This is a genomic window from Microbacterium sp. Y355 (genome assembly GCF_059445345.1).
Genome location: NZ_JCAIUD010000001.1, coordinates 429,243 through 453,687, shown reverse-complemented (window position 1 = coordinate 453,687; position 24,445 = coordinate 429,243). Strand labels below are relative to the sequence as shown.

Genomic DNA, 24,445 nt, shown 5'->3' with positions numbered 1-24,445 from the left:
TGCCAAGATGTATCGAGTGGATAGGTCTTCTCATTCAAACACTCTTACGGGGTGGCGTGAATGGGTGAGCCTGCCGGATGCAGGTGTCGACTGGATCAAAGCCAAGATCGATACCGGTGCGCGCACCTCGTCCCTGCACGCGTTCGATATTGAAGAGTTCGAACGCGAGGGTGAAGATTGGGTGCGCTTTCGAGTGAACCCATGGCAACACACCAACGCGGATGCCACATTCGTCGAATGTCCCGTCCATGATCGCCGGGAAGTGCGCAGTTCGTCTGGCCATGCGCAGAAGCGTCTTGTCGTGCTGCTCGCGATCCGTCTCGTTGATCGGCTGATCATCTCTGAGGTGACGCTGAGCAACCGTGACGAGATGGGTTTTCGGATGTTGATCGGACGCGAGGCGCTGAGGCGCGGGTTCATCATCGATCCTGCGCGTTCGTTCCTCGGCGGTCGCGCACCGAAAGAGACCAGACATCGCAATCGCGGGCGTATCTGAACCGCGTCATGCGCGGATCAATACCGTTCCCACTGCCTTGTCGTGGAGGCCGCGCTGATCTGGGTCCCAGATCACTGCGGGAATAACCACCACAAGCAGCAGGGTACGCACGATGGGACGCCACAGCCCCACCCATGATCCGTTCAACATCACGAGTCGCATGCCGACCATACGGTGACCGGGGCTACCGCCCAGTGTCGGAATGAATACGATCTGCACGACGGCGAACACCAGCAGAGTTGCTAGCGAGTCGTACTGGAAGAACGCGACCGAAATGATCACCGCAGCGGCCCAGTCAATCGCCAGTGCCCCGATCCGACGGCCGATGCGGCCGATGCTTCCGACGCCGGCTTCGGGGAAGCCGAGACGCTCACCGGGGTACATGTTCTGAGCATCCGTCACGGGTCAAGTCTACCGGGGGTCTGTAACATGGCCGAAACAAAGAGGACACGACGAAGTAACCCTTCCCGCCTAGCCTTCGTTAAGGTTTCCAGACCCAAATCCGCATTATCCAGGAGTGATATATGTTCACCGATTCGTCCGAGGTGCTGAGCTACATCAAGGAAAACGACGTCAAATTCCTTGACATTCGTTTCACCGATCTGCCCGGCGTTCAGCAGCACTTCAACATTCCCGCGTCGACTGTCGATGAGGACTTCTTCACGAACGGCCAGCTGTTCGACGGCTCCTCGATCCGCGGTTTCGCGAGCATCCACGAGTCCGACATGCAGCTCATCCCTGATGTGACGACGGCGTATGTCGACCCGTTCCGCGAGGCGAGCACCCTCGTGATGCTCTTCGACATCTACAACCCGCGCACCGGCGAGATCTACTCGAAGGACCCGCGTCAGGTTGCTAAGAAGGCAGAGAAGTACCTCGTCTCCACCGGCATCGCCGACACCGCGTTCTTCGCCCCCGAGGCCGAGTTCTACATCTTCGATGACGTTCGTTACTCAGTGACGGCAAACTCGAGCTTCTACAGCGTCGACTCTGAAGAAGGCGCGTGGAACACCGGCCGCGAAGAAGAGGGCGGCAACCTCGGTAACAAGACCCCGTACAAGGGTGGCTACTTCCCCGTCAGCCCGGTCGACAAGACTGCGGATCTTCGCGACGACATCACGCTCAAGCTCATCGATGCGGGCTTCATTCTCGAGCGCTCGCACCACGAGGTCGGCACCGGCGGGCAGCAGGAGATCAACTACCGCTTCGACACGATGGTCCACGCTGCCGACGACATCTTGAAGTTCAAGTACATCGTCAAGAACACCGCTGAAGAGTGGGGCAAGTCGGTGACCTTCATGCCGAAGCCGCTCTATGGCGACAACGGCTCCGGTATGCACACGCACCAGTCGCTGTGGAGCGAAGGCAAGCCGTTGTTCTACGACGAGGCCGGTTACGCACAGCTCAGCGACGTTGCCCGTTGGTACATCGGTGGTCTCCTCAAGCACGCCGATGCCGTACTGGCGTTCACGAACCCGACGGTGAACAGCTACCACCGCCTGGTCAAGGGTTTCGAGGCTCCTGTGAACCTCGCGTACTCCGCCGGCAACCGTTCCGCGGCCGTGCGCATCCCGCTGACCGGGTCGAACCCGAAGGCCAAGCGCATCGAGTTCCGCGTTCCGGATGCTTCCGGTAACCCCTACCTCGCGTTCGCCGCGCAGCTGATGGCGGGCCTGGACGGCATCAAGAACCGCATCGAGCCCCTCGCGCCGATCGACAAGGACCTGTACGAGCTTCCCCCGGAGGAGGCCAAGAACATCCCTCAGGTTCCGAACTCGCTGCTGGACTCGCTCGAGGCTCTGCGCGAAGACCACCAGTTCCTGCTTGAGGGTGGCGTGTTCACAGCAGAGCTCATCGAGACCTGGATCTCCTACAAGATCGAGAACGAGATCCTGCCGATCGCACAGCGTCCGCACCCGTTCGAATTCGAGCTGTACTACGGCGTGTAATCGCCTAAAGCAAAAGGTCCCGCCCAGTTCATTCTGGGCGGGACTTTCGCGTTTCTGGATAGGCTCCGTGCCGCCAGACAGACGGACGTGAAGTTCAGTGCACGCGCAGCGCGCCGGGCTGCACTCGCACCTCGAATGCCGAGACCTCTCCGACCTCTTCACCGTCGACTTCAAAGGCAAGAGGCTTTTCGAGTTCAATCTTCACGCGTTCAGCTGTCAGGTGCCGTGTCGATTCTGTGCTCACCGCGCTCTCCTCGCCCTTGAAGAGCCGGCGGATGCCGTTGTCCCAGATCACCGAGCGTGCAGTGTCGAGCCACTGCAATGCTCCGTCCGCGCTCACCAGCAGCAGGTCAAGCAACCCATCGTCGACTTTGGCGTCCGGAAGCAGACGGATGCCGCCCTGCACCATCCCGCAGTTGCCGATCAGCAGCGTGTGCCCCCGCAGTTCCTGCGGTTCTCCCTCATCGATCGCCATGGTGATGCCGGTCATCTCCGTGCCGGCCATCGCACGCCCCATCGCCTCGATGTAGGCGAGCCAACCCGCACGGTTCTTCAAATCGTCATCGGTTTCCACCAGCATCTGTGCATCGACACCGAACCCCACCATGACTGCGAAGGCGCGCTCCTCACCATTGAAGGTGACCCAACCGAGGTCGATCGCCCGCGTATCGCCTGCGCTGATGCGCGCGAGCGCAGCAGGAATGTCATCAAGCGGCACCTCGAGGTTGCGCGCCAGGAGGTTCCCGGTCCCCTGCGGCACGATTGCGAGCGTTACGTCAGTTCCCGCAAGTCCTTCTGCAACGGCCCGCACAGTGCCGTCTCCACCAACGGCGATCACGGTGGTGCATCCTGCCTTCACGGCATCCTGTGCCATGCCGAGACCAGGGTCATCCTCGCTCGTCTCCCACCACTGAACTGCATCGGATGCATCGGCAGAACCGTCGAGGTGAGCGTCAACCGCTGACCGCAACTCGCTCTCATCGATCTTCGACGGATTCCAGATGATGCCGAGCTTCGTTCCTGTCATATGTTCAGCCTGGGGCTGCTGCGGCCAAACTGCAACTCATCCGTAGAAAAGGTGCTCGAAGACGCGCCGTGCTCGTCGAGTGACACCGAAGAAGTCTTCTTCGACAGCAGTTGCCGAGCGGTCCGGGTATCCCAACAGCCGCCCGATCGCATCCAACTCGCGGCGATCTCCTGGCAGAATGTCGCTGGTCTTTCCGGTGAGCAGTGTCATCGCCGAACGTAAGCGGCTCGAGAGCAACCAGGCTTCACGGAGTAGCTCGGCGTCGTCGGACGAGATGAGCTCGGCGTCTACCGCCGCCTGAAGGGCGCCGAGCGTCGAGGTGGTGCGCAGTGCTGGAATGCCGTGTGCATGCTGCAGCTGGATGAGTTGCACCAGCCACTCGACGTCGCTGAGCGATCCTGGGCCCAGCTTGAGATGACGATGTGGATCGGCTCCCTGCGGAAGTCTCTCCCCCTCGACTCGGGCCTTGATCCGCTTGATCTCGCGCAAACCCTGCTGATCGACTTCCGCTGGGTACCGAATGGTGTCGGCCAGCGCCGTGAACTTCTCGATCAACTGCGAACTACCGGCCACACCGCGGGCGCGCAGCAGCGCCTGTGCTTCCCACGACACCGACCAGCGGCGGTAGTACTCGGCATAGGCCGCGATAGAGCGCACGAGAGGCCCCTGACGCCCTTCAGGCCGCAGGTCCGCATCAAGGTCGAGCGGTACGCGATGATCGGTGAGGTGCTCCCGCAATCCGGAGACGAGTTTCATCGCCAGAGACTGCGCCCGTTCCGGATCGATCCCGTTCGCGTCATAGACGTAGAGAATGTCGGCATCCGATCCGAATCCGAGCTCAGCGCCGCCGAAGCGCCCCATGCCGATCACGGCGAACTCCAGCGCATCGTCCTCGGCCGAGACAACCTCTCTGCGCACGGCCCGCAGCCCCGCCTGAATCGTCGCGTCGGTGATGGCGGTGAGTGCGGTTGCCAGTTCTTCGATCGTCAGGACGCCAAGGACTGCGCCCATCGCGGTGCGCAGCAGTTCGCGACGTCTCAGGGCCCGCACCGCCTTGAGCGCCGACGCCACAGAGCTGTGTCGTGTCTGGATCGCCCGTGCTTCTTCATACAGTTTGGCTTCGCCGCGCGGGCGAAGGAGCTCGGCGCTGTCGAGCCACGCCACCGATTCCGGGATCCACTCCATCAGCTCACCGACGTAGCGCGAGGATGACAGCAGCCGGGTCAAACTCTCCGCCGCTCCTGAGGAGTCACGCAGCATACGCAGGAACCAGGAGCTGTCACCCAGACGCTCGCTGATACGACGGAAAGCGAGCAGGGCATAGTCAGGATCGCTGCCTTCGGCGAACCAGCTGACCATGACCGGGATGAGGTGTCGCTGGATCGTGACCTTGCGACTGATGCCGGTGGTGAGGGCTCCGATGTGCCGGAGGGCGCCAGCGGGGTCACGGAAACCAATCGCCGCCAGTCGGTCTCGTGCGTGCTCCGTGGTCATCGTTCGTTGGTCTTCCGGCAATTCGGCGACCGCGCTCAGAAGCGGTCGATAGAACAGCCGAGTGTGGATCTCGCGCACTTCGCGCCGCACACGCTCCCACAGCGACCAGATGCCTGCGGCATCCTCGGCGAGGCCGGTCGCTCGCGCGAGCCCCCGTAGCTCCTCTGGAGCGCGTGGCATCAGGTGTGTACGCGACAGCTCTCGCAGCTGCAGTCGGTGCTCCAGCAGACGTAGCGTGCGATAGTCGGCCGCGAACGTCGCCGCATCCTCCCGGCCGATATATCCCCCGGCGACGAGAGCATCCAGGCTCTCCAGCGTTCCCCGCGTGCGGATGCTGGGATCGGTGAGTCCATGCACGAGCTGCAACAGCTGCACTGTGAACTCGATGTCTCGCAGGCCTCCGGCGCCCAGCTTGATCTGATACTCGGCGTCTTTCGGATCGATGTGTTCGGTGACGCGCTCTCGCATACGTTGCACGCTGTCGACGAAGTTCTCGCGCGCCGCACTCGACCAGATCTTCGGCTGCACTGCCTCGATATACGCGTGTCCGAGTTCGGGGTCTCCGGCCAGCGGTCGCGCCTTCAGTAGCGCCTGAAACTCCCAGCTCTTGGCCCAGCGGTCGTAGTAGGCCAGGTGCGACCCCAGCGAGCGAACAAGCGCCCCCTGTTTTCCTTCCGGTCGCAGGTTCGCGTCGACTTCCCACAGGGGCGGCTCGATTTCAGCCGCAGACAGAGCACGCATCGTCTCTCTCGCGAGCTTTGTCGCGATATCGATGGCGCGTCCTTCTTCGAGCCGCGATTCATCCGCGCTGCCGCCGACGAAGATCACGTCGACATCGCTCACATAGTTGAGCTCTCTGGCGCCCGCTTTGCCCATGCCGATGATGGCGAGTTGGGTGAGCGCGACGTCTTCACGGGGCACGACGTCCGACACGCGAGCACGCGCGATCGTCAATGCGGCTTCCAGCGCGGCACCTGCAGCGTCGGCAAGCGCTGCCGAGATGGCCGCGATCCTGGATGCCGGCTCTGGGGTCGACAGATCGATGGCTGCGATCTCAGCGATCGCCCTGCGGTAGGCGATGCGCAATGCAACCCAGGCGGACTCGTCACCCGAAGAGGCGAAGCCATCCACCGCGCCCACGGCGTGCAGCATGCGCTCGGTGAGGGTCGCCTCGTTCGGCACCAGCGGCCCGACCTCGGCCAGGACCTCGAGCTGGTCTGGGTGACGGAGGAAGAAGTCGGCGAGGCCGCTGGAAGCACCGAATACGCGCCACACGTACGTGCGCGCCTCGTCAGCGCGCAGCAGTCGCCCCAGCGCTATGGGGTCACGGCGAGCCACATGCAGCATGCCTTCAGCAGCAGCATCCGGATCCGCCGCGATGGCGCCGCTGACGAGCACCTCGCGGTCGAGGGCGACCAGACCAGACAACTCTTCGAGCGCGACGACACCGGCGCTCAGCCGGGTGAAGCCAAGGCGCGCAAGCGACGACAGTGAGGATGCAGAGGCAGACCGAGCCATAGGCTCAGAGAAGCTCGAGGTTGCTCTTCAGCTCGAACGGAGTGACCTGACCACGGTAGGCCTCCCACTCCTTGCGCTTGTTGAGTAGCACGTAGTTGAAGACCTGCTCGCCCAACGTCTCCGCAACGAGCTCAGAGCTTTCCATGTACTCCAGCGCGTGGTCGAGGCTGGCAGGCAGAGACGAGTAACCGAGAGCACGGCGTTCGGCGTCGCTCAGCGACCACACGTTGTTCTCCGCCTCGGGCGGCAGTTCATACTCGTTCTCGATTCCCTTGAGACCGGCGGCAAGCAGAAGTGCGTACGCGAGGTACGGGTTCGCGGCGGAATCCAGTCCACGGTATTCGACGCGAGACGACTGGCTCTTGTGGGGCTTGTACATCGGCACACGCACCAGCGCTGAGCGGTTGGTGTGACCCCACGTGACGAAGCTCGGCGCCTCGTCGCCGCCCCAGAGCCGCTTGTACGAGTTGACGAACTGGTTGGTGACGGCAGCGATCTCGTTCGCGTGCTTCAGGAGCCCCGCAATGAAGTGACGTCCGGTCTTGGAAAGCTGATATTTGGCGCCCTCTTCCCAGAAGGCATTCTGATCGCCCTCGAACAATGACATGTGAGTGTGCATGCCGCTGCCGGGCTGGTCGCTGATCGGCTTCGGCATGAACGTCGCGTACACGCCCTGCTCGATCGCGACCTCTTTGATCACGGTGCGGAAGGTCATTATGTTGTCTGCTGTCGCCAAAGCATCGGCGTAGCGCAGGTCGATCTCGTTCTGGCCAGGGCCGCCCTCATGATGGCTGTACTCGACCGAGATACCCAGGTCTTCCAGCATCCGCACGGAGCGACGACGGAAGTCGTGAGCGGTGCCACCCGGAACGTTGTCGAAGTATCCGGCGGAGTCGACCGGCACCGGCCCGTCGGGACCGATCTCCGATGACTTGAGGAGGTAGAACTCGATCTCGGGGTGCGTGTAGAACGTGAACCCGGCATCCCCGGCCTTGGCCAACGTGCGCTTGAGAACATGCCGCGGGTCAGCAACGGCCGGCTGACCATCCGGCGTGGTGAGGTCGCAGAACATGCGTGCCGTCGGGTCGATTTCACCGCGCCACGGCAAAGTCTGGAACGTCGTCGGGTCTGGTTGGGCGAGCAAATCCGACTCAAAGGTTCTCGTCAGACCTTCGATCGCCGAACCGTCGAATCCGATTCCCTCTGCGAAGGCGCCCTCGACTTCGGCGGGCGCGATAGCCACCGACTTCAGAGTGCCGATCACATCTGTGAACCAGAGACGGACGAACTTCACGCCGCGCTCTTCGATCGTGCGCAGCACGAAATCTCGCTGCTTATCCATGCTCATGTGGCGCTCTACTTCCCATCAACTTCGGTCGCCTTGCGCCAGTCTTCATCGATCGCTTCTTCGACAGCCCAGGCCTCAGAGCGCTCGCGCAGTGTCTGCAATGCGTGCGCAGCCTGCTGTTCGGTATCGAAGGGGCCGATTCGGTTGACGGCCGGTGAGATGTACCCGTACTCAACCTCGCCCGTATTGCTGTTGTACCAATACTTGCGTTCGCCGTTAGACATATACACATCCTTGCCGTCAGACATGACCCGCTCCCTTCGTAAGCATCTGTCACGATCCTACTGTCGCAAGGCAGTCTCGGTAGGCTATTGGACATGGCAAAAGCGATCGGCGTCGACATCGGCGGCACAGGTATCAAAGCAGGCATCGTCGACCTCGAGCACGGAACGATGGCATCCGACCGCGTGCGTGTCCCAACTCCCGAGGGCGCATCACCGCAGGATGTCCTCAAGGCAGTGCAAACCGTACTGAAGAAGCTTGACGTGAAGGACTTGACGGTGCCCCTCGGCGTGGCATTCCCCGCCATCGTCAAGCGCGGAAAGACACTGTCTGCAGCAAACGTCTCCCAGGAATGGGTGAACTTCGAGGCGGAGCAGTTCTTCCGTGACGGATTGAACCGCAACATCATCTTCGTGAACGACGCCGATGCCGCAGGCGTCGCAGAAGCACGTCACGGCGCAGCCAGGGATGTCTCCGGTCTCACCCTGCTGACGACCCTCGGTACCGGTATCGGGTCTGCGTTCCTCTACGACGGCGTGTTGGTTCCCAATACGGAACTCGGGCACCTGAACTTCGCCGGCCACGACTCGGTAGAGCACTGGGCCGCGACCTCGGCGCGCGAGCGGGAGGGCCTCAGCTGGGCTGAGTGGGCCGAGCGCCTGCAGGCTTTCTACTCACACATCGAGTTCCTCTTCAGCCCTGACCTGTTCGTGGTCGGCGGCGGAGTCTCGAAGAACGCCGCCGATTTCCTTCCGCTGCTGGAGCTCAAAACGCCAATTGTCCCAGCGATCCACCGTAACAATTCGGGCATCATCGGCGCGGCATCCCTCGCCGGAGACTGATCCCCACGCCCACTCCAGACATCGCTGACGCGCTGTCCGGAGCCTCTGGGCGCGTGGCCCCTCTGGATCAAATGCCCGTCTGGCTCCTGAACCCATCAAGAAAGAGCCCGACCGATGGTCGGGCTCTTTCTTCATGTTGTGAGGCGAATGGGCCAGCCGATACGCCGGGTTCTGTTCCGGGGCCCCTCTCGGGGATTCCCTTCGACGGCCATCTCTCTACGCGACACGTTGCCGCGCCGCTCTAGCGGTCTACCCGAGGACTCGGCGAGCCGCGTCAACATCCTCTGTCTGACCTTGCTCCGGACGAGGTTTACCTGGCAGGTCATGTCACCATGACCCCCGGTGGTCTCTTACACCACCCTTTCACCCTTACCTCGACGCCTCCGAGACAAGCTCGGTGTCGGCGAGGCGGTTTACTCTCTGTGGCACTGTCTCGCGGATTGCTCCGGGTGGGTGTTACCCACCATCCTGCCCTGTGGAGCCCGGACGTTCCTCGGTGCGGTTTCCCGCAACGCGACCGTCTGGCTGACCCATTCGCGTGCCAAGTCTACTTCTCAGCAGTCTGGACGATCTGCAAGTCGAGTGGCACATCGATGGGGAACGAGCCGAACAAGCGCCTCGTCGCGATGTTCGCAGCTTCCCTGACGGCGTCTGCCGCGGCATCCGCCTGCTCCTCGGGGACGTGCAAGATCACCTCGTCGTGGAGGAAGAATGCCAAGTGCGCATGTGTTGCGAAAGGGCCGGATGCCGTGGCAGCCGTCTGCGCCGCAGGCAGCTGCCGCAGCCGATGCCGGATCTCTGCCAACCAGATCAGCGCCCACTCCGCTGCGGTGCCCTGCACGACGAAGTTCCGCGTGAATCGACCCCGCTCTCTGGCGCGCTGCCTGGCCTGCTTCACCGTCGCGGGATCGACATCAGCGCCGGTGGCATCGGACTGTTGAGCCGTCCAGGCCGCATCGGGGGCTGGTGAGGATCGCCCGAGACTGGTCGAGACGACTCCGCCGCCCTCACCTTTGCGTGCGGCCTCGTCCACGAGGCGCATCGCCCGCGGATACACCTTGCGCAGGCGAGGAACGAGCCGCCCACTGTCGCCGGTCGTCGCTCCGTACATCGCACCGAGGACCGCGTATTTTGCTTCTTCGCGCGTCTTCACCGCCCCGGACGCAACGACCCCCTCGTAAAGATCACGGCCACGCGCCGCTTCTGCCATGACCTTGTCCTGCGCCATCGCTGCCAGCATTCGTGGCTCGAGCTGCGCCACGTCAGCGACGATCAACGTCCATCCCGGATCGGCTCGTACTGCGGGTCGCAGGATGCGAGGAAGCTGCAACGCTCCCCCGCCGGCGGAAGCCCATCGCCCGGTGACGACGCCGCCAGGAATGTAGACGGGGCGAAATCGTCCGTCGTGCACCCACTCGGAGAGCCACGTCCAGCCGTTCGCACTCAGCAGCCGCGACAGCTTCTTGTAGGCGAGCAATGGCGGGATGACCGGGTGAGAGATTTCGCTGAGCTCCCACTGGCTGGTCGACTCAACGTTCACCCCGACCCGGTGCAGTGCGCGCAACATCTTCACGTGACTCTCGAGGTGCAATTGCGCATCTCCCAGATGGAACCGCACCGTGTCAGCGTGCTCGGCCATATGGGCGGGCAGTCCGCCACCAGCGGGTCGCGCCCCGAGCACCTCCGTGAGGATCCGGTCATGTTCACCCGGATCCCATGGAAGGCCAGCGGCCCGCATCTCTTCCGCGATGAGACCGGCGGCAGACTCTGCCGCGCACAGTAGGTTGAGACGCCCTGTGCGATCCGCCGCGATAACGCGACGCTGTTCCGCGTACTGATCGAGAAGATCCGCAACCGAGTCGGTCGCTTTCTCGTCGATCACATCGAACAGCGCGGGTGCGGGAATGTCGATATCCGGCTCCCGCGAGAACCAATCCGCGGAAGGTGCGAGCGGACGTGCCACGCGGTCGGTGTCACGAAGAATCGCGTGGCACAGCAGCAGGTCATGCGTTCGCGCGAGCTGCACACCCTCGGCCAGAAGTCGCGGGTAGACCTCGCGGGCACTGCGGATCACCCAGCGTGGTGCGCGAGTGAATTCCGCGTCACGCACCCAGTCAACGAGATCAGCGGGAAGTACACCCGTGCGCTCGATCTCCGTTCCTTCGCCGTCGAGTTCGACGGTGATGAAGTCGCCAGATCCCGTTGCTGCCAACAGGATCACGACAGGTGGGGTCACAAGCCCGATTCGTCGGTGCGCACCAGGATGGCGCCACACTCCGGGCAGGAAAGTACGGCGTCAGGGGCAGCTCGACGGACATCGTTGAGATGAGTGCCGGAGAGCATCATGCGGCAGCCTTCACAGGTGCCACGACGCAACAGACCTACGCCGATGCCACGCGATGCGCGTCGCGTGTAGTCGGCCAGTAGCTCTGCCGGGATCGCTGCACTGATCGCTTCGCGATCGCGCGTGAGGTGTTCGATCTCAGTCGTTGCAGCCGCTACCCCGGCCTTCGCCTGTGCGGTGAGTTCTGATCCTTCAGCAGTGATCACGTCGATAAGAGCCTGTTGGGTGGCGACCGCAGCGTCTGCGTCTTCAACCCTGCTCATCACCTCAAGCTCGATGTCTTCGAGGTCGCTGACGCGCTTGGCGAGGCTTGCGAGTTCACTCTCGAATGCCTGCGCATCCTTCGCATTCGTGGCCGATGCCAATCGATCTGTGTCACGCGTGCGACGCTGCTCGACCACCTTGACGTCAGACTCGATCCGAGTCAACTCGGTGCGCGCATCATCACGAGTGCCGGCCAGAGTGGTCAGCTCACGCAGCTGCTCTTGTCGCTCTTTCACCAGCTCGTTGATTCGCGGCCCTTGCGGTGGCGTCGTACGCGCGCGCTCGGCCTGCTGGATGCGCCGATCCAGGTCGGCGACGTCGAGAAGGATGCGCTGGTGCTCTGGGCTGGCGTTCACATGTCCAATCTACCCGTGGGCGGGGACATCCGCCGTTCGGCTCGGTCAGCCGGGTGCGCCATCCAGATACGTCCAGATCCGGTTCTCTCGCACGAACCGACTCCGCTCAGTCTGGGATGCCTGCTTCCCGTCCTCCCGATAGAACGCCTCGAACTCGACAACACCTGTCGTGTCAAACGGTCCGCCGGATTCAGTGTCGAGGATATCCAGCCGCGTCCAGCGAACCGCCGGGTCGAGTGTGATCTCTGCGGGCCGTGTCGATGGATGCCATGAGCGCAGGAGGTACTCGGCATCCCCCACTGCGAACGCAGTGAAGCGCGAGCGCATGAGCCGCTCGGCGGTGGGCGCAATCGTGTCGCCCGCGTGGATAGGACCACAGCACGACTCGTATGTGTCGCCGGATAGGCAGGGACAGCGCATGAGTCCATTGTGCCGCGTACGCTGATTGCAGACGTCGAAGGAGATTACAGATGACCACGCTTCCCACCCGCACCGCCCACAACGGATTCGAACTTCCCGCGATCGGCTTCGGCACGTATCGCCTGAACGGAGACGCAGGCGCAGCCGCGATCTCGGCTGCAATCGACGCCGGCTATCGACTGATCGACTCCGCATTCAACTACGAGAACGAGGGCACGGCGGGGCGAGGTGCAGCGAATGCGACCGTTGACCGCGCCGAAGTCATCGTCACTACGAAGCTCCCCGGTCGCCATCACCCGTTCGAAAAGGCACGCACGAGCATCGAGGAGAGCCGATTCCGTCTCGGTGTGGATGTGACAGATCTGCATCTCATCCACTGGCCGAACCCGATCCAAGACGAGTATGTGCAGGCGTGGGCCGCACTGGTTGATGCGCAGCAGCGCGGCGTCGTTCGTCAGATCGGCGTGTCGAACTTCCTCCCCGAGCATCTCGAACGCATTGAGCGCGAGACCGGCGTGCGGCCGGTGGTGAATCAGATCGAACTGCACCCGTACTTCCCGCAGGAAGAACAGCTCGCCTATCACCGCGAGCACGGCATCATCACTGAGGCATGGAGCCCTATCGGTCGCGCCAGAGAGCTGATCCAAGAGCCGGTGATCACAGAGATCGCCGCGGCTCACGGCATCTCCCCTGTGCAAACGATTCTCGCCTGGCACGTGGCGCGCGAGACCGTCGCGATTCCCAAGGCATCTTCGCTCGAGCATCAGCAGGCCAACCTCGCGGCGGCATCCGTCGTTCTCGATGACGCTGAGGTCACGGCGATTACAGCGCTAGGACGGGCCGACGGCCGTTTGTTCGACGCCGACCCCCGTACGCACGAGGAGTCCTGAGCCGGCCTTCCAGCATCCGGGCGATCAGATCATCGTTGTCAACACGCCACCATCAGCGCGCAGCGCCGCGCCGTTCGTCGCTGACGAGAGCGGGCTCGCCAGGTAGAGCGCCAGGTTGGCGATCTCTTCGGGTTCGATGAACCGCTGCAGCAGGGATGTCGTATTTCCCGCGATGATGGCATCCTTCAGTGCGTCCGTCGACATCTCCTGAGCATGCGAGATCCGGTCGACCGTGTTTGCAACGCCATCGGAGTAGGTCGGACCGCCGAGGATCGTGTTCACCGTCACTTCCGTGCCGCGAGTGAGCTTGGCGAGGCCGTTGCTCAGGGCAAGCATCGCCGCCTTCGTCACCCCGTAGTGCAACATGTCTGCGGGGACGTTCACCCCGGACTCGCTGCCGATGAAGACGATGCGACCCCATCCCCTTTCGAGCATGCTCGGCAATGCCTGGCGTGACAATCGCACGCCGCTCATGACGTTGATGTCGAAGTAGCGCTGCCATTCATCATCGGCGATGCCTTCGAACGGTGCGAGTTCGAAGCGACCAACGTTGTTGATCAGGATGTCGATATCGCCGAGGGCATCGACCAACTGTGCGGTCTGCCGTGGGTCTTCAAAGTCGCCGACGATCCCTGAGACGAGCGCCTCGGGGTTCCCCACCCGCAGCTCGCGTACCGCGTGGTCGATCTTGTCCTGGCTTCGCCCGTTGATGACGACGGACGCTCCTTCCGCGAGGAGCCCCCTCGCGATCGCGTATCCGATCCCCTGCGTCGACCCGCTCACGAACGCTCTTCTGCCGCCTAGTTTCAATTCCACAATGCTCCATTCACTTGCTCAGTCAAGTCAAACTTTACCACCATAACTTTCCTGAGTAAGTTAAACGCCCGCCGGCGGCCCCGCGCTTCGCGTAGTCTGCTGACATGTCAGATCACACTGTTCCCACGGTTCTCGGCGACGATGACCTGGAGACCTGGTCGTCTCTGGCCACCGTCCTGGAGTGGCTGCCTGCCGCGCTCGATGCCCAGCTGCTCGGCGACTCAGAGGTGACGCACTTCGAGTATGGGATCCTGTACGCCCTCGCCAATGCTCCCGAGATCACGCTTCGCATGAGCGTGCTCGCCGACTACGCGAACAGTTCGCTGTCCAGGCTGTCGCGCGCCGCCGCGCGCCTGGAGAAACGCGGGTGGGTGCTGCGAACACCAGATCCCACCGACGGCCGATACACGCTTGCGGTGCTCACAGAGGCCGGGCTGGCGAAAGTCGATCAAGCGAGCCCCGGGCACGTGAGAACTGTCCGACGACTGGTTATCGATCCGCTGACGACATCGCAGATGAAGCAGCTGAAGGAGATCAGCCGGCGAATTCTCGGCGCCGTTCGTGACGAAGAGGGATGGCAACCCACGGCAGGGGCAATTCGCTGAAGACCCACCGCCTCATGCATGTCTGGGGCCTGATTGCGGAATACCCGCACGCGCCTCCGCCTTGCATTCCACATGAGAGCAATCGTGTACACAGGCAAGGGCGACTCAGAGACGCTCACGTTGATCGAGCGCGAGGCAGGACAGCCTGGCACCGGCGAGGTGCGCATCCGCATCCACGCATCGGGCGTGAATCCCACTGATTGGAAGGCTCGAGCATCCTCGGGAACGCCGATGCCATTCGATCAGGTCGTGCCGAACCAGGACGGTGCCGGCATCGTGGATGCGGTCGGCGACGATGTCGGGGACCTGCAGGTCGGAGATCGCGTGTGGGTATACCTCGCGGCACACGAACGTCCGACCGGGACCGCTCAGGACGTCACGATCGTTCCCGCGGCTCGCGCCGTCCGGCTTCCGGATGGGGTCGGTTTCGACGTCGCTGCGAGTCTCGGCATACCGGCGATGACTGCGCATCGCGCGCTCACCGTCCACGAGCACGGCCCATCGAGGCTCTCCCCTGGCGCGCTCGCCGATCGGACCGTCCTCGTTCAGGGTGGAGCAGGCGCCGTCGGCCATGCAGCCATCCAGCTCGCCGTCTGGGCAGGCGCAAAGGTTCTCACGACCGTCAGCAGCGACGAGAAGGAAGAGCTCGCCTACGCCGCGGGCGCGCACCACGTATTCCGCTATCCCGATGACCGGCTGGCCGATCGAATTCTCGAAGTCGCCCCATCGGGCGTCGACCACATCGTCGAGGTCTCGCCCGCCATGAACGCCGCTTTGGATGTCGCTGTGCTGGCGAACCACGGTGCGATCGCCTTCTACGCGAACGACAAGGGCGACACGATCACGGTCCCCATCATCACAACCTTCGCGAAGAACGCCCGCTGGCAGGGATTGCTCCTGTACACGGTAGGAGAAGAGGCTCTCGCCGCGGCGGTCGAAGACATCACGACTGCTCTGGAGGACGATGCGCTTCCCGTCGGTGCGGCAGCAGGGCTTCCCCTCACCTGGTTTCCATTAGAGGAGACCGCCGCCGCTCACGACGCGGTGCAACAGGGCACGATCGGCAAGGTTCTCATTCGCGTCACGGAGGACGACGACTGAGCTGGAACTAATACGGTGGGCCCGGCCGGGATCGAACCGACGACATCCACGGTGTAAACGTGGCGCTCTACCAGCTGAGCTACAGGCCCTGGTGCATCCATTCTATCCATGCCGAAGATGTGCGACGACACCGATGAACAGGACTAGGCTAATTGCGGCGCGCGTTGTGCCGAGCCGACAAGGCTCCCCGCGTCGCTTCCCGTTTCCTTGGCAAGACCTGCCAGCTTGACGAAAGGCTCCACGTGACCGTTCACGACCAGGATCCGTACTCCCAGGGCCCCCTCGACAGTGACCCGGAGGAGACCGGCGAGTGGCAGCAGTCACTCGACGAGCTCGTCGATGTGAAGGGCCCGGGGCGCGGTCGCGAGATCATGCTCAGCATGCTCAAGCGCTCGAAAGAGCTGCACCTCAACGTCCCGATGGTTCCGACCACGGACTACATCAACACCATCGCGTCCGAGAACGAGCCGGACTTCCCCGGTGATGAAGAACTCGAGCGTCGCTACCGCCACTGGATCCGGTGGAACGCCGCGATCACCGTGCACCGCGCACAGCGCCCCGGCATCGGAGTCGGCGGTCACATCTCGACCTACGCCTCGGCGGCGTCGCTGTATGAGGTCGGCCACAACCACTTCTTCCGCGGGCAGGGCGACGCGGCCGGCGGTGACCAGATCTTCTACCAGGGTCACGCCTCCCCCGGCATGTACGCTCGGGCCTTCCTCGAAGGCCGTCTGAGCGAGAACCAGCTCGACGGCTTCCGCCAGGAGAAGTCCGCGTCGCCGAACGGCATCCCCTCCTACCCGCACCCGCGCATGATGCCGGAGTTCTGGCAGTTCCCGACCGTGTCGATGGGTCTGGGACCGATCAACGCGATCTACCAGGCGATGACGAATAAGTACCTCGCCAACCGTGGCATCAAGGATGTCGCAGACTCCCACGTGTGGGCGTTCCTCGGTGACGGCGAAATGGACGAGGTCGAGTCGCGCGGTCAGCTGCAGGTCGCAGCGAACGAGGGCCTCGACAATCTGACCTTCGTGATCAACTGCAACCTCCAGCGTCTCGACGGGCCTGTACGAGGCAACGGCAAGATCATCCAGGAGCTGGAGTCGTACTTCCGCGGCGCCGGCTGGAACGTCATCAAGACCGTATGGGGACGCGAGTGGGATGACCTGCTCGCCCGCGACACCGACGGTGCGCTGCTGAACCTCATGAACGTCACCCCGGATGGTGACTACCAGACCTACAAGGCCGAGAGCGGCGCCTTCGTGCGCGAGCACTTCTTCGGTCGCGACGAGCGCACCGCCGCCCTGGTCAAGGACTACACCGACGACCAGATCTGGAAGCTGCGTCGCGGCGGCCACGACTACCGCAAGGTGTATGCCGCTTACAAGGCAGCGACAGAGCACAAGGGCCAGCCGACCGTCATCCTCGCGAAGACTGTGAAGGGCTACGGCCTCGGTCCGCACTTCGAGGGGCGCAACGCGACGCACCAGATGAAGAAGATGACGCTGGAAGACCTCAAGCTCTTCCGCGACACCATGCAGATTCCGATTACGGATTCTCAGCTCGAAGCCGACCCGTACCGTCCGCCGTACTTCAACCCTGGGGCGAAGGACGAGACGATCCAGTACATGCTGGACCGCCGTCATGACCTTGGTGGCTTCCTTCCGGAGCGTCGCACCACCCACGTGGGGCTCACGCTCCCCGAGGACAAGGACTACGCGTTCCCGAAGAAGGGTTCTGGCAACCAGGAAGTCGCCACGACGATGGCGTTCGTCCGCATGCTCAAGGACCTCATGAAGGTCAAGGGCTTCGGCGAGCGAATCGTGCCGATCATCCCGGATGAGGCGCGCACGTTCGGTATGGATGCGTACTTCCCGACGGCGAAGATCTACAACCCGAACGGCCAGAACTACACCGCCGTCGACCGCGAGCTGCTCCTTGCCTACAAGGAGAGCCCGCAGGGCAAGATCATGCACGTCGGCATCAACGAGGCCGGCGGTACTGCAGCCTTCACCGCGACCGGCACCTCGTACTCGACGCACGGCGAGCCGCTGATCCCGATCTACATCTTCTACTCGATGTTCGGCTACCAGCGCACCGGCGATGCCTTCTGGGCCGCAGGCGACCAGATGGCGCGTGGTTTCGTGATCGGCGCCACCGCGGGTCGCACCACGCTGACCGGTGAGGGAACGCAGCACGCTGACGGTCACTCTCCGCTACTCTCATCGACCAACCCGGCGACGGTCACGTACGACCCCGCATACGGATACGAGGTCGCACACATCGTGCAGGCCGGTATCGAGCGGATGTACGGCGGAACGCACGCTGACCCGGACGTCATGTACTACATCACCGTTTACAACGAGCCGTTCAAGCAGCCCGCTGAGCCCGAGAATGTCGATGTCGATGGCATCCTCAAGGGCATCCACCGGGTTGCCGAGGGCGAGGGCGAAGGCCCCCGCGTCCAGCTGCTCGCGTCGGGCGTCGGCGTGCCGTGGGCCCTGGAGGCGCAGGAGCTGTTGGCCAAGGACTGGGGCGTCGCCAGCGACGTCTGGTCCGTGACCAGCTGGAACGAGCTGCGCCGTGACGGCCTCGCCGCCGACGAGCACAACTTCCTGCACCCTGAGGAAGAGCCGCGCCTCGCGTACATCACGCAGAAGCTGCAGGGTGCTGAGGGTCCATTCGTCGCGACGAGCGACTTCATGCACGCAGTGCAGGATCAGGTTCGTCAGTGGATCCCGGGCGATTACTACACGCTCGGTGCTGATGGCTTCGGCTTCGCGGACACTCGTGCCGCTGCCCGTCGATTCTTCAAGATCGACGGTCCGTCGATGGCGGTTCGCGCTCTTCAAGGCCTCGCTGACAAGGGACAGGTCGACCGCTCCGTGATCGCTCAGGCGATCGCGAAGTACGACCTGCACAACGTCAATGCTGGTACGAGCGGGAACGCCGGCGGCGATAGCTGAGTCGCCGGTGACCGGATCGTCTCCCACATCGATGGACAAGGCAACGACGCTCGCTTGGCTGCGCCGGATCTCCGGCGACATCGCCACGGCGACTATTCAGCGCCTTGAAGACACGCTGCCCTGGTACGCCGAGATGCCACCGGCCCGCCGCTCTGCGGTCGGGCTGGTGGCCCAGGCGGGCATCACGTCGTTCATCCAGTGGTTCGATGATCCAGATTCGACGCCGTGGATCGCTGCCGACATCTTCGCGGCGGCTCCGCGCGAACTGCTTCGCAGTGTGAGTCTTACGCAGACGCTGCAGCTGATCCGGGTCACCGTCTCGATCACGGAAGAGCGCATCGCCGGCAAGGGTGAGAACCTGCGCGAGGCGATTCTGTTGTACTCCCGCGACGTCGCCTTCGCAGCTGCGGATGTGTACGCACGCGCTGCCGAGGCACGTGGACTGTGGGATGCGCGCCTGGAGGCGCTCGTCGTCGACTCGATCCTCACCGGCGAAGCCGATGAGGAGCTTCCCAGCCGTATCGCCGCACTCGGCTGGCACGGTCACGGCGAGGTCTGCGTGCTTGTCGGCACCACACCGCCACAGTTCGATGTCGACCACGTGCGTCGCACGGCGCGGAAGTTGTCTGTCGATGTGCTCATCGGAGTGCAGGGGTCCCGCCTCGTGCTCGTACTCGGTCGCGCGCAGATCGCCGGTCGCGAAGAGGAAGATGACGATCTCTCCTTCGATGAGATCGCCACGCGACTCGAGCCGTCGTTCGGCCCCGGATATGTCGTGCTTGGCCCGCCTGTGGCGGCGCTGGTGGATGCCGGGCAGAGCGCCCGCGCAGCACTGGCCGGATTCGCCGTCGCACGAGCGTGGCGCACCGCTCCCCGCCCTGTTGAAGCAGACGACCTGCTGCCCGAACGGGCACTCGCCGGCGATCCACTCGCGAAGCAGACGCTGATCGACCGGATCTATCGCCCGCTCCAGGCACATTCCACAGACCTCGTCACCACGCTGTGGAGCTATCTCGACAACGGTCGATCTCTCGAGGCGACCGCTCGCGAGTTGTTCGTGCATCCGAATACCGTGCGCTACCGCCTCAAGCGCGTGAGCGAAGTCATCGGCTGGGATGCCACCGGACCGCGCGAAGCTTTGATTCTGCAGACGGCGTTGATTTTGGGCTCCATTGGTACCACCGAGTCGGTGCGTCGACGCTCCAGCGGACGCCGCGCACGCTGACACTGCCGGACCCGCTGTACGCCACACACAAACGATTTGCGCAATCTTGTGATGAATCATCCACCGGTTCTGGCGGATCGTTGGCAGACTGGGTAAGTGATTGTCGTCGCTTGCCCCGGACAGGGCTCACAGACCCCCGGCTTCCTCGCCCCCTGGCTCGAGCTGGATGGTGTCGCTGACCGACTCGCCGCCTACTCCGAGGCCGCTGAGGTCGATCTGATTCTGCACGGCACCGAATCGGATGCCGACACGATCAAGGACACGCGCATCGCGCAGCCACTCATCGTCGCCGCTTCCCTTGTCGCCGCGCAGGCGCTCGCTGCGCGTGCTGGGCGGACTCCGGATGGTGTTGCTGGTCACTCTGTCGGCGAGTTCGCCGCGCTGGCAGAAGCTGGCGTCGTCTCGGCAGAAGAGACGATGCGCCTCGTGGGCGTTCGAGGACGCGCCATGGCGGATGCCGCGGCACAGACTCCGACCGGGATGAGCGCGGTCATCGGCGGCGACGAGCAGACAGTACTTGCTCGCCTCGCTGAACTCGGACTGTCGCCGGCAAACTACAACGGCGGCGGCCAGATCGTGGTGGCAGGAACTCTGCCCGCACTTGCCAAGCTCGCTGAGGAACCCGTCAAGGGCACTCGCGTGATCCCGCTTCAGGTCGCCGGGGCATTCCACACGGAGTACATGGAATCGGCGGTCGATGCGCTGCGTAGCGCCGTCGCCGATGTCACCCCGCGCGACCCGCAGACCACGCTCTGGACGAATAAGGACGGCTCGATCGTCACCTCCGGCGCGAATGCACTCGAACTCATTGTGAACCAGGTCTCTTCCCCGGTGCGGTGGGATCTGTGCATGTCGTCGTTCGCGGACAACGGCATCACCGGCCTGATCGAGCTGGCACCTGCCGGCGCGCTCGCTGGCCTCGCCAAGCGTGGCCTGCGTGGCACTCCCACCGTCGCAGTGAAGACCCCGGAAGACCTCGATGCAGCAGCTGGGCTGCTGAACGGAGCAGCCGCATGACCCCCACATTGAAGCAATCCACAGGTCCGCAGTACACCCGCATCCTCGCCTACGGTGCGGCGCGCGGCGAGAACGCTGTGCCAAATGAAGACCTGATCGGTCCGATCGACTCCAGCGACGAGTGGATCCGCCAGCGCACAGGCATCATCACCCGTGCACGCGCCATACCGGAGACCGATGCGATCGATCTCGCCACCATCGCCGCCAAAGAGGCCATCGAACGCTCCGGTATCGATCCGGCGAAGATCGACCTCGTCATCGTGGCGACGATCAGCAACCCGAAGCAGACGCCGTCGGCTGCGGCAATCGTCGCTGACCGCGTAGGAGCGAATCCGGCAGCGGCCTATGACTCCAACGCAGCGTGCGCAGGCTACGCATACGGGATCGCCCAGGCCGACGCGCTGATCCGCGCAGGCGCTGCGCACTACGCGCTCGTGATCGGTACGGAGAAGCTCTCCGATGTCGTCGACCCGGCGGACCGCAGCATCTCCTTCCTTCTCGGTGACGGTGCTGGCGCTGCACTCATCGGCCCCAGCGAGACTCCTGCCATCGCACCTGTCGTGTGGGGCTCTGACGGCTCGAAAGCCGACGCAGTCGGGATGAACCACACGCTCACCGAGTTCCGCGACGGCCAGGCGCCCTGGCCGACCCTGCGCCAAGAAGGCCCCACGGTGTTCCGTTGGGCCGTCTGGGACATGGCGAAGGTCGCTCGCCAGGCGCTCGACGTCGCTGGAATCGAGGCATCCGACCTCGCGGCCTTCATTCCGCATCAGGCCAACATGCGCATCATCGACGAGTTCGCGAAGCAGCTGAAGCTTCCTGAGACCACGGTGATCGCGCGTGATATCGAGACCACCGGCAACACGTCAGCGGCATCCATCCCGCTCGCAAGCCACCGTTTGCTCACCGAACATCCCGAGCTTTCGGGGGGTCTCGCGCTCCAGATCGGCTTCGGCGCTGGGCTCGTATTCGCGGCACAGGTCGTCGTCCTTCCCTGATCTACGTCTACCGTTGCCTAAACTATTCAACGGTTCCGATTACAACCCGCAAGAAAGAGGAAAACCACATGGCTTTCACCAACGATGAGGTCCTCGCCGGCCTCGCAGAGCTCGTCACCGATGAGACCGGCATTGAGGCATCCGAGGTCGTCCTCGAGAAGTCCTTCACCGATGACCTCGACATCGACTCGATCTCGATGATGACGATTGTCGTCAACGCCGAGGAGAAGTTCGGCGTCACCATCCCCGACGACGAGGTCAAGAACCTCAAGACGGTCGCTGACGCCGTCAACTTCATCGTCGCCGGCCAGGAGTAATACCTGATGGATGCCACCCTCGCCGCGCGCGGGGCGTGGCATCCTCTGCCTCCCCTTCATTCGAGAACCACCCGTTCGACAAGGAACTACACGCAATGACCAAGCGCATCGTCGTCACCGGAATCGGCGCCAGCTCAGCCATCGGCGGTACGGCCCCCGAAAACTGGACCAATCTTCTTGCTGGCATGTCCGGCGGAAAGACCCTGGAACACGAATGGGTGGCCGAGTTGGAGCTGCCAGTGACGTTCGCTGCCGAGGCGATGGTTCGCCCGGAAGAAGTCCTGGCGCGACCGGTTGCCAAGCGGCTGGACCCGTCCTCACAGTTCGCGCTGATCGCGGCGATGGAGGCCTGGGCAGACGCCGGCTCTCCCGATGTCGATCCAGAGCGACTCGGCGTCGACTTCGCGACCGGCATCGGCGGCGTGTGGACGCTGTTGGATGCATGGGACACGCTGCGCGAAAAGGGTCCCCGGCGAGTCATGCCAATGACGGTGCCCATGCTCATGCCGAACTCGGCTGCAGGCAACCTCTCACTTCACTTCACCGCTCGCGCCTTCGCCCGCACTGTCGCGTCGGCGTGCGCGTCGAGCACCGAATCTCTCGTCAATGCCTACGAGCACCTGCAGTCAGGGCTCGCGGATGTTGTGATCGCCGGAGGCACGGAGTCGGCCATCCACCCGATCACGATTGCATCCTTCGCCTCGATGCAGGCGCTCTCGCGTCGAAACGATGACCCGGCGACCGCTTCGCGTCCCTATTCTGAGGACCGCGACGGATTCGTCATGGGTGAGGGCGCCGCTGTGCTCATCCTCGAGACGGAAGAACATGCCAAGGCGCGCGGCGCGAAGATCTACGCCGAGCTCGTCGGCGGTGGCGTCACCGCCGACGCATTCCACATCACCGCGAACGCCCCAGAGGGCGCCGCACGGGCAGTGAAGCTCGCGCTCGACGCCGCTGGCCGCAGGCCTGACGAGATCACGCACATCAACGCGCACGCGACGTCGACCCCGGTCGGAGATCCGAACGAGTACGCGGCGCTGAAGAGCGTCATCGGCGATCGTGTGCATGAGATCCCCGTGTCCGCGACCAAATCGTCCACCGGTCACCTGCTCGGCGGCACCGGCGCCCTGGAGGCGATCTTCACGATCCTCGCCATTCAGAACCGCGTTGCCCCGCCGACGATCAACCTCAGCACGCAGGATCCGGAGATTCCGCTGCTCATCTCCGGCGACCCGCAGCCTCTCGGTGACGGTCCGCAGCTCGCGATCAGCAACTCCTTCGGCTTCGGCGGCCACAACGCTGTCGCCGCGTTCGCTGATTACGAAGGCTGATGAGCGCGTCACAGAAGCGGCGGGTCGTCATCCCGATCACCCGTTGGTTCTGTGACACGCTCTCGCGCCTGCTACAGAAGCGACGGGTCGCGAACCTGACTCCCCGCGAGTTGTGAGACACGCTCTCGCGCTGCAGCATGACGAAAGGCCTCGTCCCCGATTCATTCGGGGCGAGGCCTTCGTCGTACGGGGCGGGATTCGCGTTCTCAGAGTCCGGGATCACTCACCGGCATCCGATACTGACGCCTCCCGACGCCCGAGTCTTGATAGCCGACCAATTCGTCAGACGCGATCAGCCGACCTTGTGCAGCCACACGACGCTGGAATCGTCGCTGGCGTGACGGAAGGGCTCGAGTTCTACGTCCCACGCGGAACCGAGTGCGACATCGAGTTCACGCTGAAGCTCCACCGCACTGCCGGCGGCGATCTCCATGGCGTACCGGATGCGATCCTCGCCGATGACGATGTTGCCAGCGGCATCGGTCTGCGCATAGTGGATGCCAAGATCTGGCGTGTGCAGCCAGCGTCCGCCGTCACTGCGTGGCGTGGGATCTTCAGAGACCTCGAAGCGCAAGTGCTCCCAACCACGGATCGCAGTCGCGAGAGCAGCGCCTGTGCCGACCGGGCCGTCCCAGTAGAACTCGGCACGACGAGACCCTCCGAGCACGGGCTGTTCAGCCCAGTCGAAGTTCACCGCGCGACCGATAGCGCGTCCCACCGCCCATTCAAGGTGCGGGCAGAGCGCGCGAGGTGCAGAGTGGATGTACACCACTCCGCGTGCGTAAGCCGTCGCCATGATCTCTCCGTTTCTTCAGGTGCGTCTTCCCCAACGACCTAAGCCAACGAAGTGTGGCGAGAGTATCCAGTTATATGGCGATTATCGCCCAGTCGCCCGG

The 24,445-nt window shown here is 63.5% G+C and carries 22 protein-coding genes, 1 tRNA gene and 1 other RNA gene; 12 read left to right on the top strand and 12 right to left on the bottom strand.

The genetic code is table 11. The annotated features are described in order from the left end of the window. The first annotated feature begins 7 nt into the window (after nucleotides 1-7). Complete coding sequence (locus AC1C2O_RS02305; protein ID WP_495428819.1) at nucleotides 8-496, top strand: ATP-dependent zinc protease family protein; 489 nt, start codon at nucleotides 8-10, stop codon at nucleotides 494-496. A gap of 6 nt (nucleotides 497-502) precedes the next feature. Here the strand turns inward: AC1C2O_RS02305 and AC1C2O_RS02300 are convergent, their stop codons facing one another. Next, nucleotides 503-880, bottom strand: coding sequence for an RDD family protein (locus AC1C2O_RS02300; protein WP_495431647.1), 378 nt, complete (start codon nucleotides 878-880; stop codon nucleotides 503-505). Nucleotides 881-1,020: 140 nt separating this feature from the next. On the opposite strand from AC1C2O_RS02300, the gene glnA reads away from it, so the two are divergent. After that, nucleotides 1,021-2,445, top strand: a complete 1,425-nt coding sequence (gene glnA / locus AC1C2O_RS02295; RefSeq protein WP_495428818.1) for a type I glutamate--ammonia ligase — start codon at nucleotides 1,021-1,023, stop codon at nucleotides 2,443-2,445. Nucleotides 2,446-2,539: 94 nt separating this feature from the next. Here the strand turns inward: glnA and AC1C2O_RS02290 are convergent, their stop codons facing one another. Genes AC1C2O_RS02290 through AC1C2O_RS02275 form a run of 4 tightly spaced genes read right to left on the bottom strand, consistent with a single transcriptional unit; the run spans nucleotide 2,540 to nucleotide 8,080 of the window. Further along, nucleotides 2,540-3,472 (bottom strand): diacylglycerol/lipid kinase family protein, encoded by a 933-nt coding sequence (locus tag AC1C2O_RS02290; protein WP_495428817.1) that lies wholly within the window; start codon nucleotides 3,470-3,472, stop codon nucleotides 2,540-2,542. Nucleotides 3,473-3,508: 36 nt separating this feature from the next. Continuing rightward, a complete protein-coding gene (locus AC1C2O_RS02285; RefSeq protein ID WP_495428816.1) occupies nucleotides 3,509-6,484 on the bottom strand; it encodes a bifunctional [glutamine synthetase] adenylyltransferase/[glutamine synthetase]-adenylyl-L-tyrosine phosphorylase in 2,976 nt (991 codons plus the stop codon). A 4-nt stretch (nucleotides 6,485-6,488) separates the two neighbouring features. After that, the gene (locus AC1C2O_RS02280) at nucleotides 6,489-7,826 is read right to left on the bottom strand and encodes a glutamine synthetase family protein (RefSeq protein ID WP_495431646.1); all 1,338 of its coding nucleotides are present in this window, start codon (nucleotides 7,824-7,826) and stop codon (nucleotides 6,489-6,491) included. Nucleotides 7,827-7,840: 14 nt separating this feature from the next. Continuing rightward, nucleotides 7,841-8,080, bottom strand: a complete 240-nt coding sequence (locus tag AC1C2O_RS02275; RefSeq protein ID WP_495428815.1) for an SPOR domain-containing protein — start codon at nucleotides 8,078-8,080, stop codon at nucleotides 7,841-7,843. 69 nt (nucleotides 8,081-8,149) lie between these two features. On the opposite strand from AC1C2O_RS02275, the gene ppgK reads away from it, so the two are divergent. After that, the gene (gene ppgK / locus AC1C2O_RS02270) at nucleotides 8,150-8,896 is read left to right on the top strand and encodes a polyphosphate--glucose phosphotransferase (RefSeq protein ID WP_495428814.1); all 747 of its coding nucleotides are present in this window, start codon (nucleotides 8,150-8,152) and stop codon (nucleotides 8,894-8,896) included. A 144-nt stretch (nucleotides 8,897-9,040) separates the two neighbouring features. Here ppgK and rnpB read toward each other — a convergent pair. From rnpB to AC1C2O_RS02250, 4 genes are all read right to left on the bottom strand, one after another. Then, nucleotides 9,041-9,429: RNase P RNA component class A (gene rnpB, locus AC1C2O_RS02265), an RNA gene on the bottom strand. A gap of 14 nt (nucleotides 9,430-9,443) precedes the next feature. After that, complete coding sequence (locus AC1C2O_RS02260; protein ID WP_495428812.1) at nucleotides 9,444-11,132, bottom strand: bifunctional 3'-5' exonuclease/DNA polymerase; 1,689 nt, start codon at nucleotides 11,130-11,132, stop codon at nucleotides 9,444-9,446. Continuing rightward, nucleotides 11,129-11,860 carry a zinc ribbon domain-containing protein gene (locus AC1C2O_RS02255; protein ID WP_495428811.1) on the bottom strand — a complete coding sequence of 244 codons (732 nt, stop codon included), beginning with the start codon at nucleotides 11,858-11,860 and terminating at the stop codon, nucleotides 11,129-11,131. The genes AC1C2O_RS02260 and AC1C2O_RS02255 overlap by 4 nt, the downstream gene beginning before the upstream one ends. 45 nt (nucleotides 11,861-11,905) lie before the next feature. Beyond that, nucleotides 11,906-12,280, bottom strand: coding sequence for a YchJ family protein (locus AC1C2O_RS02250; RefSeq protein WP_495428810.1), 375 nt, complete (start codon nucleotides 12,278-12,280; stop codon nucleotides 11,906-11,908). Between the two features lie 50 nt (nucleotides 12,281-12,330). Between AC1C2O_RS02250 and AC1C2O_RS02245 the strand changes: the two genes are divergently transcribed. After that, nucleotides 12,331-13,170 carry an aldo/keto reductase gene (locus AC1C2O_RS02245; RefSeq protein WP_495428808.1) on the top strand — a complete coding sequence of 280 codons (840 nt, stop codon included), beginning with the start codon at nucleotides 12,331-12,333 and terminating at the stop codon, nucleotides 13,168-13,170. Between the two features lie 24 nt (nucleotides 13,171-13,194). Here the strand turns inward: AC1C2O_RS02245 and AC1C2O_RS02240 are convergent, their stop codons facing one another. After that, nucleotides 13,195-13,953: an SDR family NAD(P)-dependent oxidoreductase gene (locus AC1C2O_RS02240; RefSeq protein WP_495428807.1), complete on the bottom strand. Its 759-nt coding sequence runs from the start codon at nucleotides 13,951-13,953 to the stop codon at nucleotides 13,195-13,197. Nucleotides 13,954-14,090: 137 nt separating this feature from the next. On the opposite strand from AC1C2O_RS02240, the gene AC1C2O_RS02235 reads away from it, so the two are divergent. Both AC1C2O_RS02235 and AC1C2O_RS02230 read left to right on the top strand, forming a co-directional pair. Continuing rightward, entirely contained in the window at nucleotides 14,091-14,591 is a 501-nt protein-coding gene (locus AC1C2O_RS02235) for a MarR family winged helix-turn-helix transcriptional regulator (RefSeq protein ID WP_495428806.1), read from the top strand. A gap of 72 nt (nucleotides 14,592-14,663) precedes the next feature. Continuing rightward, entirely contained in the window at nucleotides 14,664-15,692 is a 1,029-nt protein-coding gene (locus AC1C2O_RS02230) for an NADPH:quinone reductase (RefSeq protein WP_495428805.1), read from the top strand. Between the two features lie 16 nt (nucleotides 15,693-15,708). Here AC1C2O_RS02230 and AC1C2O_RS02225 read toward each other — a convergent pair. Continuing rightward, nucleotides 15,709-15,781 (bottom strand) — tRNA-Val (locus tag AC1C2O_RS02225). A gap of 153 nt (nucleotides 15,782-15,934) precedes the next feature. Between AC1C2O_RS02225 and aceE the strand changes: the two genes are divergently transcribed. The 6 genes from aceE (at nucleotide 15,935) to AC1C2O_RS02195 (ending at nucleotide 23,549) form a co-directional block, all read left to right on the top strand. Next, on the top strand, nucleotides 15,935-18,661 hold the full coding sequence (gene aceE, locus AC1C2O_RS02220; protein WP_495428804.1) for a pyruvate dehydrogenase (acetyl-transferring), homodimeric type: 2,727 nt from the start codon (nucleotides 15,935-15,937) through the stop codon (nucleotides 18,659-18,661). A gap of 31 nt (nucleotides 18,662-18,692) precedes the next feature. Then, nucleotides 18,693-19,886, top strand: a complete 1,194-nt coding sequence (locus tag AC1C2O_RS02215; protein WP_495431645.1) for a PucR family transcriptional regulator — start codon at nucleotides 18,693-18,695, stop codon at nucleotides 19,884-19,886. 96 nt (nucleotides 19,887-19,982) lie between these two features. Beyond that, nucleotides 19,983-20,903, top strand: coding sequence for an ACP S-malonyltransferase (locus AC1C2O_RS02210; RefSeq protein ID WP_495428803.1), 921 nt, complete (start codon nucleotides 19,983-19,985; stop codon nucleotides 20,901-20,903). After that, nucleotides 20,900-21,901, top strand: coding sequence for a beta-ketoacyl-ACP synthase III (locus AC1C2O_RS02205; protein ID WP_495428802.1), 1,002 nt, complete (start codon nucleotides 20,900-20,902; stop codon nucleotides 21,899-21,901). The genes AC1C2O_RS02210 and AC1C2O_RS02205 overlap by 4 nt, the downstream gene beginning before the upstream one ends. A 68-nt stretch (nucleotides 21,902-21,969) precedes the next feature. Next, nucleotides 21,970-22,218, top strand: a complete 249-nt coding sequence (locus tag AC1C2O_RS02200) for an acyl carrier protein (protein WP_495428801.1) — start codon at nucleotides 21,970-21,972, stop codon at nucleotides 22,216-22,218. A gap of 95 nt (nucleotides 22,219-22,313) precedes the next feature. Next, entirely contained in the window at nucleotides 22,314-23,549 is a 1,236-nt protein-coding gene (locus AC1C2O_RS02195) for a beta-ketoacyl-[acyl-carrier-protein] synthase family protein (RefSeq protein ID WP_495428800.1), read from the top strand. Between the two features lie 292 nt (nucleotides 23,550-23,841). On the opposite strand, the gene AC1C2O_RS02190 is transcribed toward AC1C2O_RS02195, so the two are convergent. Then, entirely contained in the window at nucleotides 23,842-24,345 is a 504-nt protein-coding gene (locus tag AC1C2O_RS02190) for a DUF3145 domain-containing protein (RefSeq protein ID WP_495428799.1), read from the bottom strand. Nucleotides 24,346-24,445: the final 100 nt, after the last annotated feature.

Coding starts and splice junctions, on each gene's coding strand:
- AC1C2O_RS02305 (WP_495428819.1), top strand. CDS start 8: ATGTATCGAGTGGATAGGTCTTCTCATTCAAACACTCTTACGGGGTGG.
- AC1C2O_RS02300 (WP_495431647.1), bottom strand. CDS start 880: ATGTACCCCGGTGAGCGTCTCGGCTTCCCCGAAGCCGGCGTCGGAAGC.
- glnA (WP_495428818.1), top strand. CDS start 1,021: ATGTTCACCGATTCGTCCGAGGTGCTGAGCTACATCAAGGAAAACGAC.
- AC1C2O_RS02290 (WP_495428817.1), bottom strand. CDS start 3,472: ATGACAGGAACGAAGCTCGGCATCATCTGGAATCCGTCGAAGATCGAT.
- AC1C2O_RS02285 (WP_495428816.1), bottom strand. CDS start 6,484: ATGGCTCGGTCTGCCTCTGCATCCTCACTGTCGTCGCTTGCGCGCCTT.
- AC1C2O_RS02280 (WP_495431646.1), bottom strand. CDS start 7,826: ATGGATAAGCAGCGAGATTTCGTGCTGCGCACGATCGAAGAGCGCGGC.
- AC1C2O_RS02275 (WP_495428815.1), bottom strand. CDS start 8,080: ATGTCTGACGGCAAGGATGTGTATATGTCTAACGGCGAACGCAAGTAT.
- ppgK (WP_495428814.1), top strand. CDS start 8,150: ATGGCAAAAGCGATCGGCGTCGACATCGGCGGCACAGGTATCAAAGCA.
- AC1C2O_RS02250 (WP_495428810.1), bottom strand. CDS start 12,280: ATGCGCTGTCCCTGCCTATCCGGCGACACATACGAGTCGTGCTGTGGT.
- AC1C2O_RS02245 (WP_495428808.1), top strand. CDS start 12,331: ATGACCACGCTTCCCACCCGCACCGCCCACAACGGATTCGAACTTCCC.
- AC1C2O_RS02235 (WP_495428806.1), top strand. CDS start 14,091: ATGTCAGATCACACTGTTCCCACGGTTCTCGGCGACGATGACCTGGAG.
- AC1C2O_RS02230 (WP_495428805.1), top strand. CDS start 14,664: ATGAGAGCAATCGTGTACACAGGCAAGGGCGACTCAGAGACGCTCACG.
- AC1C2O_RS02215 (WP_495431645.1), top strand. CDS start 18,693: ATGGACAAGGCAACGACGCTCGCTTGGCTGCGCCGGATCTCCGGCGAC.
- AC1C2O_RS02205 (WP_495428802.1), top strand. CDS start 20,900: ATGACCCCCACATTGAAGCAATCCACAGGTCCGCAGTACACCCGCATC.
- AC1C2O_RS02200 (WP_495428801.1), top strand. CDS start 21,970: ATGGCTTTCACCAACGATGAGGTCCTCGCCGGCCTCGCAGAGCTCGTC.
- AC1C2O_RS02195 (WP_495428800.1), top strand. CDS start 22,314: ATGACCAAGCGCATCGTCGTCACCGGAATCGGCGCCAGCTCAGCCATC.
- AC1C2O_RS02190 (WP_495428799.1), bottom strand. CDS start 24,345: ATGGCGACGGCTTACGCACGCGGAGTGGTGTACATCCACTCTGCACCT.